Below are 1,511 nucleotides of genomic sequence, written 5' to 3'. Positions count from 1 at the left end.
CTATCTACATTGATACTCTTCTAGTATGTTCTGCTACAGCGTTCATGATCATCATCACTGGTGCTTACAACGTTCACGGCGGCGCTGAAGGTGTCTTCCTTGTTCAGAACCTAGCAGCAAACATCGGTGCGAATGGTCCCGTATTTACACAGCTTGCTATTGAAAGTGCACTGCCAGGCATTGGTAAGCCGTTCATCGCATTTGCTCTGTTCTTCTTCGCATTTACAACGATTCTTGCTTACTACTACATCGCAGAAACGAATATTGCTTACCTACGTCGTACCATCAAGATCCCTGGCATGATGTTCGTACTTAAGCTTGTTCTTATTAGTGCCGTTTTCTATGGCACCGTTAAAACAGCAAACCTTGCATGGGCAATGGGTGATGTGGGTGTTGGCTTGATGGCATGGTTAAACATCGTTGGTATTCTGATCATATTCTTCATGTCTAAGCCTGCGCTTAAGGCTTTAGCAGACTACGAAGAACAGCAGAAACAAGGTGTGACTGAGTACACATTCAACCCTGTAAAACTAGGCATTAAAGGTGCTACTTACTGGGAAGAGAAATACAAGCGTAAAACTGGCAAGTCTCCTGAATCTGAAGTTGCAGACAGTAAACCTGTAGAGCAACCTTCAGCTTAAGCTTGACTTAGCAAATAGATCGCTTTAACTCGCGCTATTAATAACGCATAAAAAAGGGGTTAGCCATTTCGGCTAACCCCTTTTGTTTTGTTCATAAAAATCGTAGTTTATAACGAGCTCATTACTTATAACGAACTGACTGCTTATAACAAACTAACTGTTCCCAAGCTAGAGCGTTAAGCAACGATCTCTTGAGCCGTCATTTGAGGCGCTTTTTTCTCACCGATTGGCAGTACTGTGCGGCCATATTCGTTGTTGATTACTTGTGCCATCGCAAAGTAGATAGCTGACGCACCACAGAAGATACCTTCAAAACCAGCGATAGTACCGATCAGTTCGCTGCCAGTGAAATCACGAGCGGCAAGTAGGAAGAACAAAATAGTAAGTGAACCGAATACTACTTGTTTCGCTACTGGGTAGCATAGAGAACCAATGAACATGAAGCCAGTGAAGATGCCCCATAGTAGTAGGTACCAACCCATAAACGCTGCTGGACTTGCTGGTAGGCCCATGTATGGCATTACGATTAAACCAACCAAAGATAACCAGAATAGACCGTAAGAAGTAAACGCAGTTGTACCGAACGTGTCACCACGTTTGAAACACATTGTGCCCACGATAACTTGGCTTAGACCACCGTAAAAAATACCCATAGCAAGAATCATTGAATCGATTGGAAAGAAACCTGCGTTATGGATATTAAGAAGTATAGTAGTCATACCGAAACCCATTAGGCCAAGTGGTGCCGGGTTCGCCAGTTTTGTTGACATTTTGCGCGCCTTTAAAAAAAGTTAATAAAATTTGTACGTAAATTTTAATCCGAACGGCATAAAAAGATAGATCGCTAAATCGCAATCTTAGATTGCATCG

General features: G+C 42.7%; 2 protein-coding genes. One reads left to right on the top strand and one right to left on the bottom strand.

The window, feature by feature from the left end; genetic code table 11:
* The coding region (locus tag AB4653_RS22870; RefSeq protein WP_372105400.1) for an alanine:cation symporter family protein at nucleotides 1-641 on the top strand (641 nt) is incomplete at its 5' end.
* 176 nt (nucleotides 642-817) lie between these two features.
* Here the strand turns inward: AB4653_RS22870 and AB4653_RS22865 are convergent.
* Complete coding sequence (locus AB4653_RS22865) at nucleotides 818-1,411, bottom strand: acetate uptake transporter (protein WP_017099596.1); 594 nt, start codon at nucleotides 1,409-1,411, stop codon at nucleotides 818-820.
* Between the last annotated feature and the right edge of the window lie 100 nt (nucleotides 1,412-1,511).

This window comes from Vibrio sp. 10N.222.48.A3 (assembly GCF_041475345.1).
In the GTDB taxonomy this organism is placed as follows: domain Bacteria; phylum Pseudomonadota; class Gammaproteobacteria; order Enterobacterales; family Vibrionaceae; genus Vibrio; species Vibrio tasmaniensis_A.
The sequence above is the reverse complement of the archived record's forward strand: the minus strand, read 5'-3'. Positions and strand labels throughout refer to the sequence as shown.